The organism is Spiroplasma poulsonii (assembly GCF_009866525.1).
GTDB classification, from domain to species: domain Bacteria; phylum Bacillota_I; class Bacilli_A; order Mycoplasmatales; family Mycoplasmataceae; genus Spiroplasma; species Spiroplasma poulsonii.
This window is the reverse complement of record NZ_CM020866.1, coordinates 743,238-757,063: the sequence shown is the minus strand read 5'-3', so window position 1 is coordinate 757,063 and position 13,826 is coordinate 743,238. Positions and strand designations below refer to the sequence as shown.

At 30.7% G+C, this 13,826-nt stretch carries 15 protein-coding genes; 1 reads left to right on the top strand and 14 read right to left on the bottom strand.

Annotated elements, in window-relative coordinates; all coding sequences use genetic code 4:
- Positions 1-16 precede the first annotated feature (16 nt).
- From MSROBK_RS04175 to MSROBK_RS04150, 6 genes are all read right to left on the bottom strand, one after another.
- Positions 17-598 carry a rolling circle replication-associated protein gene (locus MSROBK_RS04175; RefSeq protein ID WP_052443475.1) on the bottom strand — a complete coding sequence of 194 codons (582 nt, stop codon included), beginning with the start codon at positions 596-598 and terminating at the stop codon, positions 17-19.
- 125 nt (positions 599-723) lie between these two features.
- Positions 724-1,338 carry a hypothetical protein gene (locus MSROBK_RS04170; RefSeq protein WP_040093270.1) on the bottom strand — a complete coding sequence of 205 codons (615 nt, stop codon included), beginning with the start codon at positions 1,336-1,338 and terminating at the stop codon, positions 724-726.
- A gap of 29 nt (positions 1,339-1,367) precedes the next feature.
- A complete protein-coding gene (gene tsf, locus MSROBK_RS04165; RefSeq protein ID WP_040093269.1) occupies positions 1,368-2,258 on the bottom strand; it encodes a translation elongation factor Ts in 891 nt (296 codons plus the stop codon).
- A gap of 392 nt (positions 2,259-2,650) precedes the next feature.
- Positions 2,651-3,577, bottom strand: a complete 927-nt coding sequence (gene rpsB / locus MSROBK_RS04160; protein ID WP_040093268.1) for a 30S ribosomal protein S2 — start codon at positions 3,575-3,577, stop codon at positions 2,651-2,653.
- A 338-nt stretch (positions 3,578-3,915) separates the two neighbouring features.
- Complete coding sequence (locus MSROBK_RS04155; RefSeq protein ID WP_040093267.1) at positions 3,916-4,839, bottom strand: hypothetical protein; 924 nt, start codon at positions 4,837-4,839, stop codon at positions 3,916-3,918.
- A gap of 93 nt (positions 4,840-4,932) precedes the next feature.
- A complete protein-coding gene (locus MSROBK_RS04150) occupies positions 4,933-5,274 on the bottom strand; it encodes a 4'-phosphopantetheinyl transferase superfamily protein (RefSeq protein WP_040093265.1) in 342 nt (113 codons plus the stop codon).
- Positions 5,275-5,372: 98 nt separating this feature from the next.
- Here MSROBK_RS04150 and rnhC point away from each other — a divergent pair, with 98 nt between their 5' ends.
- Complete coding sequence (gene rnhC / locus MSROBK_RS04145; RefSeq protein WP_040093264.1) at positions 5,373-6,260, top strand: ribonuclease HIII; 888 nt, start codon at positions 5,373-5,375, stop codon at positions 6,258-6,260.
- Positions 6,261-6,273: 13 nt separating this feature from the next.
- Here the strand turns inward: rnhC and MSROBK_RS11515 are convergent, their stop codons facing one another.
- The 8 genes from MSROBK_RS11515 to ileS form a co-directional block, all read right to left on the bottom strand.
- On the bottom strand, positions 6,274-6,588 hold the full coding sequence (locus MSROBK_RS11515; protein ID WP_040093262.1) for a hypothetical protein: 315 nt from the start codon (positions 6,586-6,588) through the stop codon (positions 6,274-6,276).
- Positions 6,548-6,880: a hypothetical protein gene (locus MSROBK_RS11510; RefSeq protein WP_227991426.1), complete on the bottom strand. Its 333-nt coding sequence runs from the start codon at positions 6,878-6,880 to the stop codon at positions 6,548-6,550. The genes MSROBK_RS11515 and MSROBK_RS11510 overlap by 41 nt, the downstream gene beginning before the upstream one ends.
- Positions 6,881-6,932: 52 nt before the next feature.
- Positions 6,933-7,439, bottom strand: a complete 507-nt coding sequence (locus MSROBK_RS11505) for a hypothetical protein (RefSeq protein WP_227991425.1) — start codon at positions 7,437-7,439, stop codon at positions 6,933-6,935.
- A gap of 106 nt (positions 7,440-7,545) precedes the next feature.
- Positions 7,546-8,043, bottom strand: coding sequence for a deoxycytidylate deaminase (locus tag MSROBK_RS04135; protein ID WP_040093261.1), 498 nt, complete (start codon positions 8,041-8,043; stop codon positions 7,546-7,548).
- Positions 8,031-9,404, bottom strand: coding sequence for a rhomboid family intramembrane serine protease (locus tag MSROBK_RS04130; protein WP_040093260.1), 1,374 nt, complete (start codon positions 9,402-9,404; stop codon positions 8,031-8,033). The genes MSROBK_RS04135 and MSROBK_RS04130 overlap by 13 nt, the downstream gene beginning before the upstream one ends.
- A gap of 6 nt (positions 9,405-9,410) precedes the next feature.
- Entirely contained in the window at positions 9,411-10,331 is a 921-nt protein-coding gene (locus MSROBK_RS04125; protein ID WP_040093258.1) for an RluA family pseudouridine synthase, read from the bottom strand.
- Positions 10,324-10,911 carry a signal peptidase II gene (lspA, locus tag MSROBK_RS04120; protein WP_040093256.1) on the bottom strand — a complete coding sequence of 196 codons (588 nt, stop codon included), beginning with the start codon at positions 10,909-10,911 and terminating at the stop codon, positions 10,324-10,326. The genes MSROBK_RS04125 and lspA overlap by 8 nt, the downstream gene beginning before the upstream one ends.
- A gap of 32 nt (positions 10,912-10,943) precedes the next feature.
- Positions 10,944-13,670 (bottom strand): isoleucine--tRNA ligase, encoded by a 2,727-nt coding sequence (gene ileS, locus MSROBK_RS04115; RefSeq protein ID WP_040093255.1) that lies wholly within the window; start codon positions 13,668-13,670, stop codon positions 10,944-10,946.
- Between the last annotated feature and the right edge of the window lie 156 nt (positions 13,671-13,826).

The following is a 13,826-nucleotide window of genomic DNA, read 5'->3' as shown; positions in this document are numbered from 1 at the left end:
TCTATTAGTATCTTTTTTACAAATATTTGCAATTTTTTAACAAGTAATGCAAGAAGTCTAATAAAATATGAAAATGAACTGCTCCACGTTCTTGATATTCATAAACTAATAGCCACTTATATTCAGCATTTCTAGTTTTTAAATATTTATTAAATCTCATGTTAAACTTATTAAAAAACTCATTTGCAGTTTTAATATCTGTTAAATTTTCTTTAAAAGTTAACGTAATAAAGTAATCATTTGGCCTAAAATTCAGATAAACAAAATCTTGAATATTTTGTCTAAACCTATTTAAACTTGAAACTGATTTTGAAAAGTTTTCATCTTTTTCAGTTTCAGATGCCATATTTAGAATCGTAGTTTCACTAATTTTTTGTTTATTTAATGAATAAGAAATTGGTGCATAAACCGCTGGTCTAACTTCAATTCAATTGTCATCTTCATCTTTTCACATAACTGCTTTTTCAACTTTGATTGCAGATGGTTCATTCCATACTTTATATGGCATATTAGAAACTCTTATTCTTGCAACATCACCTACTTCTGTTAAAGTAACAACTGTTCTTCTTTCAAATTTTTGACCAGCTACGAAACTCATTTTTAACCTCCTACTTGACTTTTGTAGAATATTAAAAAAACGCCCATATTTATAGACGTTTTTCTAATATTAGGAGGTACCTAATTTTTTATTCTATCTTAAAAAAAGATTTTCAATTAAATTGATTAATCTTTTTTTGTTTCTTTTACTGTTTCTGAAGTTGATTCAGCCGTTGGTTTTGAATCTGCTGGTTGTTCACTATCTGGCACAAACATCATAATTTCTTGGTTTAATAAGCTAACATTATTAACCATAAATTGACCAGCTTGGCTTGCTAATGAAAAACGAGTTTTTTTCTTACTACGACTTCCTTCCGTATAATGAATAATTAACTGGTTAGTTTTATCGTTCCGTTCAACACGATTAATTTTACGAATTAAAATTCGTTCTCCTAAAAAAGCAATTTCTTTTTCATCAATTCCAATTGCAATTGTTTGTAAAAATAAGAAAATGTAAACACCAACAGCAACTGTCAACACAAAAGCAATTACAATAACCGCAATTACTGGTGCATTTGTTGCTGGCTTAATTACAAATTCTAATAAGAAACCAACAATAACAACTGGTAAATTAATTCCTAACACAGTAAATAAAATAATTAAAATCTTTTTGTTTACAAAACGTTCTTTAAATTCTTGTTTTGTAAAACTAATTAGATAACCAATAATTGACAAACTAACAGCAACAAATAAAAATGCTGCCATTGCGATTGAAATTATTGTTCCTTTCTGATCATCCATTTTATGCCCTCCTTTCTGGCAAAACAGTTCTATTTACGAACTTGTGCCATTACTTCAGTTGCAAAATCAACTTCTTCTTTTTCGATTCCTTCCCCAACTTCATAACGAATCATATCAACAACACTAACATCATTTGCTTTAATAACATCACTAACTTTTTGGTCTGGATTAACAACAAAAACTTGATCAAGTAATGAAATTTCCGCTAATTGTTTGTTTAAACGTCCTTCAACCATTTTTTCTAAAATATTATCTGGTTTTCCCACATTTTTAGGATCATTTTTTGCTTCAGTTGTTAAAATTGCTTTTTCACTTGCTAAAAAATCAGCTGAAATATCATCTCGCGAAATAAATTGCGGACGCATTGCTGAAACATGCATTGCCAATTGTTTTCCAATTGTTTCATCAATTTTACCATCAAACACTAATACTGTTACAATCCGTTGATTAGAATGAATATAAACTCCTAACGATTGAGTTTCTTGTAAATGTAATGTTTTAAAACGACGAAGGGTGATTTTTTCCCCAATTGTAGCAATTGTATGAACAATAACTGTTTCTAATGATTCACCATTAACTGATAATTGTAATGCTGCTTCCACTGTTTTTGGGTCATTATTTATTAAAGTTTCCCCAACAATTGCCATTAAATCTAAAAATTGTTTACTTATTCCAACAAAATCGGTTTCTGAATTAACTTCAAAAACAACTGTTTTATTTCCTTTTGTTACTAAACCAACTAATCCTTCCGCAGCAACACGGTCTGATTTTTTTGCGGCTTTTGTAATTCCTTTTTCACGCAATCAAGTAATTGCTTTTTCAATATTTCCATCTGTGGCTTCTAATGCTTTTTTACAATCTAACATTCCAGCCCCAGTTCTTTCTCTTAATTCTTTTACTAATTGTGCAGTAACTGCCATACTGATTCTCCTTTCAAATTTAATGCTGCTTGTATTGAAACTAATCAGTTAATACAATTTAATTTTTGTTATTTTTTTACTACTTTACTATCAACAATTGTTAAATGTTTACCTAAGGCACTAACCATTTCGGCTTTTTTTCCTTTTGGTAACCCAAATAGATTTCCTAAAGGTTCTAATTCATCAACTTTTAATTTTGTTAATGTTTTTTCTAAATCATTATCAACAACTTTGATTGTATTTAAATCAAAACTTGAAGTTGAGCTATCTGCTGTCCCTTTTTCAACTTTTGCTTTTGGTACTGGTTGTTCAGGGGCAACCGCTACTGAAGCAACTTTCTCAGTCTTTATTTTTGGTGCTGGTTGTTCAGAACCCTGTGCTACAGTAGCAACTTACTCAACTTTTGCTTTTGGTACTGACTGTTCAGGTGCAGCCGCTACTGAAGCAACTTTCTCCCCTGTTCGATCAGGACCAACTGATGCTCTGGTTGTTGATCCTTCTGAACGATAATCACAGTTAGGCATATTACGATTAAATGAACGACGATTATCGTATTGACCACCACGTTGTCCACGATTATCCTCTCCTTCACGACGAACAAATTCATTTGGTTTAAATTGTGGTTCCGGCATTTTTAATCCCATTGCATCACCATATAAATCAGCAATATGATGGGTAATAATTGCAATTGAACGTGAAGTATCATCATTAGCTGGAATAACATAATCAATTGGGTCTGGATCAACATTGGTATCACAAATTGCAATTACTGGAATGCGTAATTTTCGTGCTTCACGCACAGCAATATGTTCTTCTTTTGGATCAACCACAAACAATGCTTGTGGCAATTCTTTCATTCCTTTAATTCCACCTAAAAATTTTTCTAGTTTTTCTTTTTCTTTTTTAATTAACATTTGTTCTTTTTTTGGTAATAATTTTAATTCACCATTTTTTTCTTGGCGTTCAATGTTTCATAAACGCTTCACTCGTAAATGAATTGTTCTTAAATTAGTTAATGTTCCCCCTAATCAACGTTGATTAACATAAAAAGATTCGCAACGCTCAGCAGCGTCTTTAACAATTCATTTTGCTTGTTTTTTTGTTCCAACAAATAAAATTTTTCCTTTACGCGCAGCAATTGATGCCATTAATTTTTTAACATCTTCTAATCGTCATAATGTTTGTTGCAAATCAATAATATGAATCTTATTTTTCTCACCATAAATATATGGTTTCATTTTTGGATTTCATCTTTTTGTTTGGTGCCCAAATTGCGCACCAGATTCTCATAACATTTCTCTTGTTAATTCTTTTGCCATATTTCTATTAAATCCTCCTTTTCGTTAAAGCTTCCATTTATTTCTAACATTCACCACTATCTTATTAAAATAAATAGCACTGGGCAAATGAATCCATAAATGTGTATTGTATACCATTAATTTTTATTGAATACAAGCATTAAAATTATAACACACTTTATTTTAAACAAGCAAATAAAAAATGCTTTTTATCTTGGATAAAAAGCATTTTTAGCTGTTCATTTTTATATGGCTGTTCATTTCGATAAAAATTATCATTTAAATTAAAAATTGTTTGTTTTTCAAATTTAATAATTTTTTCAGTAGTAAATAAGTAAATCAAAAATAACAATCATTTTTTAATTTAACATTTTCAATTTCCAATTATTAGGATTAATTTCTTCTTTTGAATGGTTATTTAAAGTTAAATTACGATTAAGTTCTTGTAACATTAAAACTTCAATTAAATCTAAGTCATCTTCTTGATAAATGGCATTGTGCTCATTGGCAAAAAGCTGGCAAAGATAAAGCATTAAAACAAATCAAACAAATAAATCAGCAATTACGGTTGCGACTGATCAAGCTTGATGCAATAGTTGCCGAATTTTAATATTATCATCAAGCACAAATGGTAGTGAAATTTTTGTTGAACTATTAAGCAAACTAAATAAAACTAAAATTGTTACAAAGCGAATAATGTTACTTTTTTCATCTTGACGTGTTAAAAACCCACAAAGTTGTAAAATCACAACAAAAAGTAAGATTACTAAACAAGTGAATAAAATAAATAAATCTTTATCATAACGATTAATATTATTTAAATTATTAACAATAACTGGACCAATAATAATAAACGGTGAAGCATAAACAACATATAATAGAATCGATACTAACCGACGATTATTGACAATTATTCCTAAGGTAATTGTTAACTGCACATATGAATATCCCGTTAACAAAGTTCGATAATAACTCGGATCAATTGAAAGATCAGGAACTAACACTAAATTCCAAATGATACTGCTAAAGAAAAAGACACTAATCCCACCAACAATTACCATAAAATTTAATAAGCCATGGCGAGCACTGATCTTTTTACTTTTATAATGTAAAAAAGTTCATGAAGAAAGAATTGTAAACAAGAAAAAGGCAGAAAAAATAAACATTCATAAGAAAAATTTAAAGACACTATCAGCAGCATATCTATTGTTAAGAATTCATTCTCGTAAAAATGAATTGTCTAAATAATCTTTAAATAAGATATCATCAAATGAATAATACATTTTTGCCCCTCCTTTACAAAACAAACTTACCCATCTCTAATTATACTCTACTTTTCTAAAAAAGATAAAAAAACAACTTTTTATAAAAAATTGTTAATATGTTGATCAAATTGCAAAACCAACACTATAATCGCGTTCGTGACTAAGTGAAACATGAATAACTTCATTTTCTCCTAACGGTACACCTTCAACATATAATTTATTATCATCTTTTAACTTAATTGTGACTTCGTTTAAAATTAACTTTATTTCTAACGCTTTAATTAATGCTTCTTTCGCCGCTCACCGACCAGCCAAAAACTGGCGTTGGTGTTCTTTATCCATTAATGTTTCATATTCTTGCAGTTCACTGATACTTAATAATTTCTGGCTTAATACTGTTGATGGTTTAATTCGCTTATTTTGGACAATATCAATTCCAACATTTTTAATCATCCTCAATGCTCCCCTCTTTTTATCTTAGTAATATTTTAACAAATTGATTAAAAAAATGATATAATAATTTAAAGAAAGAAAATAATGGGGACAATCATATGAACAATGTTAGTTTTAAGAAAGTTGATCCGAAAGTTATTCAAGAAATTATTAACACTTACCAAACGTATGAAATTAATAATACTGATCCTAATAAAGTTAATGTTTTTAATAAAAGTGGTATTACAATTAGCATTTATAAGACAAATAGTGTTTTATTCCAAGGCTATCAAGCCGATAAAGAAGCGGCAAAATTTTTTACAATCCCAATAACCCCCATCATTCCCGCTAGTCAAACAACATCTTATTTTGAAAAAGATGTGATTGGAAATGACGAAGTTGGGGTTGGTGATGTTTTTGGTCCCCTTGTTGTTACTGCCACTTATTTACCGCCAACAAGTTTTCAACAACTAGTAACATTACCAATTAAAGATAGTAAAAAAATGACAACTGAACAAATTATGACCCTAGCACCAATCATTCAAAAACTTGTTCAATCGGTAACCGTTGTGATTGATAATAATCAATATAACCAATGATATACCCAATATCAAAATGCCCATGTTATTAAAGCGCTAGCCCATAATCAAGCCTTAGTCCAATTATTATCAATTTATCAATTAACAAATAAGACAATTTTTATTGACCAGTTTGTTAATGCGACAAAATATTTTGAATATTTACAAAAAATAACTCCTGTTGTTAAAGATAATGTAGTTTTTATTACGAAAGGCGAAGAAAAATCCTTAGCAATTGCGTGTAGTGCCATCCTTAGCCGTGCTACCTTCTTAACAACGATTAAAAACCTTGAAACAAAATATCATCTAAAGTTACCGTTAGGAGCAAGTGAAAACGTTAAAGCTTTAGCACAAAAATATAAAGCAACACGTCCGCTTCGTGAATATCAACATTTTTTAAAAATTCATTTTAATTTAAAAGCAAAATAATCCTTTCGAAGGATTATTTTTCATCTTCAGCTAACCGCAGCATTTCATCAGTAATTGGTTTTTTATTTAATTTCAATGGTTTATGGTGCTTTGCTAAATAAGTATCTAAATCACTTTTTGAATACTTATGATTATTTAAACATAATGTCGCAATCACAACATCAAAGATTGGCCCCGCAATTCAGATTCAATTAAAACAAACTAAGGCAATTGAACAAAACCCGACAACAATTCGCGCTCAATAGAAGTTTGCTAAGCCTAAAACCGCAAATATTAAAGTAATAATACTAAAAATGATAATAAATACTAAATGATAAAACAATTTCATTCTTATAGGGATAATTAAGAATTTTTGATCAAACATTCCGTAAAACATAATATAAAATTGAAAAAATAATGTTAAATATCGCAACGACAATTGCTAAAATCATTGCAATTTTTCCCTTCCGATCTAACTGACGGTATTGTTTAATATTTAACATAATTTTAATTTGATCAACTTTAGTAATATTATTCTCTTTAATTTGTTTACGGAAATAAAATAAGTTATTAATCCAAATAAAGAAATATTGAAACGAGGTACATAACGTAAAAATTAGAACCGTACCAACCGCTAACATTGGAAACCCATTTGTCGCATAGAAATTTAAAAAGAAATATGAAAATAAGGTGTTATCTGGTTGGTAGATCAGCATGGCGAATATAACCACGAATTAAAATACAAATTAAGTATAAGAATGGGTATAAACAAATTAACCAGTAATTAGCTTTATGATGTGTTTCAAATTTATAAAAAGTATCACCAGCAGTGACAATATAACTAAAAATCATTACCCCTGGAATAATTGTGTGTAAAATAAAAGTTGAAATTCATTCATAAATAATCTGATTTTTAACAAGATCACCTTGGGCAAATAATCCAAACCAAAAAACCAGCATTGTCATCGTAATATAAACTGTCACCATTAACCGAATAATAAAATCAGGTTTAGTGTTTTTAAATTTCTTTTGAAATAAATAAAAAACAAAATAAACAAAAACAAGATAATTTGATTGGGTTGTAAAGTAAGCATAATAGTGGCTTAACCGTTCCCCATATGATGATAACTGGCCATAAATCCCACTCTTTGTTTTTAAAACTAAAATAAAATCACACACTAAAAAAATAAAAATTATCATAATACCAATAATTCGGTAAATAAATAACTTGCGATCGGTAAAATATTTTTTCATTTATCAAAAAGAACCTTTCTAATTAATAGTTAATAAGAAAATGGTTTAATATTTATTTTGGTTGGCACGTTACAGTGATACTAATAACTGGTAACGATCGATAGCTAACTTGGGCTTGGTCAAACATTCGTTTGGCTGCTTTGTTATCATCAGTACCAACATATTTATCATCATCATAAATGACTTCTTTAATTCCAACTTGAATGATAATTTTAGCACATTCAGCACAAGGAAATAAGGTTGTATAAATCCGACAATTTTCTAAGTTAGTATGAGCACTTAAAATGGCATTTAATTCCGCATGCGCAACATAAGGATATTTTGTTTCTAAATATTCTCCTTCCCGTGCTCAGGGAAATTCATTATCATTTAAACCACGTGGTAAGCCATTATAACCAGTGGCAATAATTTGACCAATTTGATTAACAACACAACTACCAACTTGCGTGTTCGGGTCCTTACTACGCATCGCACAAACATGCGCCACACTTAAGAAAAAGTCATCTCACGATAAGTAATCAGTCCGTTTTTGTGCTGTTAACGGTGTCATAAAACCATTCCAAACATATTGATAATATCCTTTGTTGTTTGCTGATTAGATGTTAAGAAATTTGGTCAATTATTTTTTGGATAGAAATAATAATTACCCAACATATTTTCAATGCTGCCCCGACTGACTAAACCGGCGCGGTAATAACTTATTAAAGCATCAATAACATCACCATTATATTGTGGCACATAACGTCGTCACGATAAAGTAACAGCAATCACAGCAATCATCACAACAACAACCAAAACAGGATACAACATTGTTCAATTGATGCGATTTGTGCGATTAAACTCTAAACAATAACCAATGGCACTACCCGCGAAAAAACCAACAAAATTAATTAAATAATATGAATAACCTAAAAATAATGGCATTAATAACAATCACATCACTACAACTAGTGTTCGTTGATTTGCAATTAGCGCTCCTAAATCATCTTTCCCATAATTATAACTAAATAAAGCACCCCATAAGATTGCTAATAAAATTGTTGACCCACCAAAAATTCAATTTGGTAACACTGCGGCTAAAAATAACCCTGCTAATGGCACCCCAAAAATTAAAATAATTGCTAACCGTCATCGTCCTAATAATGCTTCAGAATAACGAGCGACACTAAAAATCATAAATAAGTTGAAAACAACCAAAAATGGATTACCAAAAAATAGAATATAAGTTCATAATCTTCACCATTGATTACTTCAAATTAATAAATCACGGGTAATACCCCCGTAAACAAGGGCCGTGGCATTGGCACTTAAGTCTTTCGTGTTAAAAATTTGCGCTCCAAAAAAGATCCCAACAATTGGAATAATTAATAATAACGCAATTAAAACTCATGTTACCCCTAAATTATTAACACTTAACTTATCACTTAATTGTTTTAAGTTTTTTGTTAATTTACTATTTGGATCTTTAATTCCATCTAAGATTTCTTCTGGTGACATCCCCGCCATTGAACTATCATCATTGTTATCTTCTAACATTGTAATTTTTGGATAATAATTACTTAACCGGTCAAGATAATTATGACTATCAACAAATAAAACAACATCCCCATTATCTTCCTTATAAACTTGCGAACGATTTTCAATTAAAACAACTGACAAAATAGAAAGTTTTACTCGTTGAAATTTTTTATTTAAAAAAGCCTTTAAATCTTGGACCACTTCATCAACACTAACATATTCTTTAAATTCACCACTAAAATCATCAATAATTTTAATTATTTGAAATTCTTTACTATCAACTTTATATAAATAAACATTATTATTACCTCGGGGTTTATTTTTATAAACATTATATTTCTCTTGTTTAAAAAAATAATCAACCAATGATAACTTGTCTTTATCAAAACTCATTGTTTCCTATCCTTTCGTGCGTAATGCTGCTAATTTATTTTCAAATTCCAACGGTAATGCTGCTGATACCGTAATTGGAAGATTTGTAATTGGATGCATAAAAGTTAACTGATAAGCATGCAAATATTGGCCAAATGATTCCTTTTTATCAGCGACCGTCCCATATAGTGGGTCACCAACAACCGGATGATTAATATACTTTAAATGCGCTCGAATTTGATGCGTGCGACCAGTTTCTAACTCACACTCTATATAAGTATAATCATTAAAGCGCTCAATTACAAGAATATTAGTCACTGCTTTTTTAGAATTTTTGGCTGTGACAACCATTTTCTTGCGATCTTGCGGATCGCGACCAATTGGCGCATCAATTTTTGCTTGCGTTTCAACAATATTACCATGCACCAGGGCTAAATAACGTCGTTGTAATTGCTTTGTTTGAATTTGTTCTTGCAATTGGTGATGAATAAAATCATTTTTAGCAATAATTAATGTTCCTGTTGTTTGCCGATCAATCCGATGGACAATTCCTGGTCGCAATTCACCGCTAACAGTTGATCAATCTTCACTTCGGGCAATTAAAGCATTAACTAAGGTGTCATTTAAATGCCCCAGGGCAGGATGAACAACCAAATTATTTGGTTTATCAATTACCAATAACACATCATCTTCGTACAACACTGTTAATGGCATTGCCATTGGCGTTAGGTTTGTTGTTGATGGCGATGGTAAAGTAACAGTAATTGTATCATTAACTTGGACAAGATAATTTTGGTGCACAAATTGGTCATTAACTTGGACTTGGTTTTGAGTTATTAATTCTTGAATTTTTGTTCGTGAGAAGATCGTTGCTGTTGTGGCAAAATATGCGACTAACACTTTATCAATGCGCCCACTTGTTGATGCAACAAAAGTAATTTTATTCATTATTCACAATACTTTCTTCGCAATTACTTCGCGCACGGTCACGATAAAAGCGCGTAATTTCAATGATAATTGCTAATACTAAAACAACAACCCCAAATGTTACTCAAGTATCAGATAAATTAAAAATACTATATGGTGGAAAGAGAATTCATACTAAAAAGTCAACAACTCCCCCTTGGTTTCACATACGATCAATTAAGTTACCAAACCCACCACAAGTTATCATAATTAAACCAATCGCTGCTGTTTTACTATTAATATATAAAAACACAATAAAAGCTAATATCGTAATTAGCACCGCACCAATAATTGTTGCCACTAAATTATCAGCATTTGCTCCAAAAGCAATGCCTTTGTTAATAACAAACTTAAAATTAATAAAACCATCAAGAAACTTAACTTCTGGGGCATAAGGATCATGGGATAATAAATGAAAGGCTAATTGCTTTGTAATAATATCTAAAATTAATAAACCAATAAAAATTGGTAAGCAAATTTGGAGCTTAAATTTTCAAATATAATTTCGACTTTTAAAATGTTCACCAACATCATGCCAAAATTGCTTTGTACGTTCTCTCATTCTTTCTAACTCCTTTTATTTCATTGCTATTATTATCGCACATTTTTTGCTAATAAAACATTAAAACAACGATCACAAATATCATTATTTTCCGCATTTAAATGTTCGTAAATCATTCAACAACGCTGACATTTAAAGCCATCTTTTTCTTGCGCTGTAATATAACTTGTTTCATATTCAGTTAAATTATTATGCTTAGGAGTAAAAATAATTTCACTAACAATAAAGATTTGATGTAAATCAGCAATTGTTGCTAATTTAGCATAAGCTGGTTTTAAGGCAATCGTTAATTGACATTCTAATGATTTTTTAATTTCTTTCTGTTCACGACGATATTCTAGCTCTTTGTTGACATCATCACGTAATTTTAACACTTGTTCTCACTTTGCCACTAGTTCTAAACTAATTGGTTTACTAAAAACAAAATTTTCTTCCAAATGAACAGAACTTTGTTGGTGTGGATACTTAATGAACTTGTGACTTTCTTCAATTGTATGCGGAATAATTGGTTTTAACGCATCACTTAAAATACGATATAAGTAATATAACGTTGTTTGGACTGCTCTTCGGCGCGATGAAGTCATTGCTTCAATATATAAAATATCTTTTGTAAAATCTAAATAAAACTTCGATAATGTTGTTGTCACAAAGTTATTAATTAACATATAAACATTATTAAAGTTAAATTCTTCATAGTTGCTATTAACTTTTTGCTGAAATTCACGCGCTAAGTGTAAAACATATCAATCAACTTCTGCTAAATCATCACAAAGATCAGTTGCGGGGTTAAAATCAGTTAAATTAGCTAATAAAAAGCGCAACGTATTACGGATTTTTCGATATGCTTCCGCCACTTGTTTTAAAATATCTGGCCCAATTTTAACATCATCACGATAATCAACTGCAGCCACTCACATTCGTAAAATATCAGCACCATATTGAGCAGTAATTACTAACGGCGAAATAACATTTCCTAATGATTTACTCATCTTACGACCTTTTTCATCATTCGCAAACCCATGTGATAAAACAATTTGATATGGCGCATGTCCGGTTGCAACAACAGAAGTAATTAAAGAAGAATTAAATCATCCGCGAAATTGGTCAATCCCTTCTAAATAAACACTGACAGGATGTGGTAATTGGTGTGCTTTTGTCACGGCTAAATTACTAACTCCACTATCAAACCACACATCCATAATATCTTGTTCTTTGCGTCATTGTCGCTTTTGATAAGCTGGTGGTAACAATTGATCAGCAGTTCATTCAAACCAAATATCTGTTGTTTTTGCTTGTTGAAATAATTTAATAACATGGTCAATCAATTCTGAATTAAATTGCAGGACATTATTTTCATCATAAAAAGCAATAATTGGCACCCCTCATAACCGTTGTCGTGAAATACATCAATCTTGGCGATTTTCAATCATTGTTTCCATTCGTTTTGCTGCTCACGACGGATTTCATTGTACCTTTTTAATTTCAGCTAACAGTGCTGGTTTCATTTTTTTAATTGATACAAACCATTGGGCAGTGGCACGATAAATAACTGGTTTTTTTGTTCGTCAATCAATTGGATGTTTATGCTTAATAAATTTTAATTTTAGTAAAGCCCCCTCTTGTTCTAACCGTTGACCAATCATTTTATTAGCATTTTCATAAAAAACACCCGTTAATGTTTCATCATTGACTTCTTTCGTATATTTTCCCTCATCATCTAATGGGGCAAAAATTGGAATATTATTGGCACGAGCAATGTGATAATCATCTTCACCAAATCCCGAGGCAGTATGAACAATCCCTGTTCCAGCTTCAGTTGTCACATGATGGCCAAGAACAACGATACTATCACGATCATATAACGGATGTTTCGTCACAATTCCAACTAAGGCAGTTCCGCTAACTTCTTGTAAAATGTGAACCTCTTCTCATCCAATCGTTGTTTGAATCGCTTCTAATAATGCTTTAGCAACTAAATATTTTACCCCCTGCACTAATACTTCAACATAAACAATTTCTGTGCCAACAGCTAACAACTGGTTCATTGGAATTGTTCATGGTGTTGTTGTTCAAATAACAATTTTTGTTCCGGGACTAATTAGACTATTTCCCGTTGTAACATTAAAAGTAACATAAATTGAAGGCGCTGATAATTCTTCATATTCAATTTCAGCTTCTGCTAAAGCTGATTCACTTGATGGTGATCAATAAATTGGCTTTAACTGACGATAAATTAATTGTTTTTGAACCATTGTTTGAAATAATCGTAATTGTTCTAATTCATATTCTAAATCTAAGGTCACGTAACGGTTTGTGAAGTCACTAAATAACCCCAAACGACTAAATTGTTCAATTTGTTTATCAATTTGCTCTAAAGCATATTTTCGACAAATTTGTCGAAAAGCAACGGGCGGTGTTGTTTTACGATCAACCCCACTTTTAACAACGGCTGTTTCAATTGGCAAACCGTGCGTATCTCACCCACAAATTCACGGACTGTAGTAACCCTTTTGGTTATAATACCGAACAATAAAATCTTTTAAAATTTTATTTAAGGCATGACCAACATGCAAGTCACCGTTAGCATACGGCGGACCATCATGGAGAATAAATGGTGGCTGATGAGCATTATGGTGATAACGCCCCCCCACAACATTATTACGTAATCATTCCAGTTGAATTTTTGGCTCTTTTTCAGTTAAATTTGCTTTCATCTCAAATAAAGTGTTTGGTGTTAATAAGGTATCTTTATAGTTCATCAAAATCATTCCTTTCTGTCATAAAAAAAGTAAGACTATAAGAGCGCTAATAACACGCGGTACCATCTTACTTTATAAATATCTTGGCAATATTTACCTTTTTTTACAATGTTTGTTTAGTTGTAAAAACAAGGGATAATTATTTGGGTTTTATAA